Here is a 213-nt window from a genome sequence, read left to right on the forward strand (position 1 = left end):
TGCTTCCAGTCCATAGGGTTATCCATGAACTTCTGAGCTTGTTTCTGCTGCTCTTTCTCAGCTGAAACCTTCTCATCCTCAACCAGGAAGCCGTTGAGTTCTGCTACGAGCATAGCCACTGCGTCGGCACGGTCGTCCTTGGCTAAGCTACCACGGTCGTAGGTAATACTCTGAAGCTGCTGGAACGCACTGTACAACCAGCGCTTGTCACGG

At 52.6% G+C, this 213-nt stretch carries 1 protein-coding gene; it reads right to left on the reverse strand.

The annotated features are described in order from the left end of the window. Nucleotides 1-213 (reverse strand): hypothetical protein (locus ABFY71_RS19255; protein ID WP_347947490.1); only part of this gene is annotated, 213 nt, incomplete at both ends.

Origin of the sequence: Devosia alba, from assembly GCF_039938915.1 — a bacterium.
In the GTDB taxonomy this organism is placed as follows: domain Bacteria; phylum Pseudomonadota; class Alphaproteobacteria; order Rhizobiales; family Devosiaceae; genus Devosia; species Devosia alba.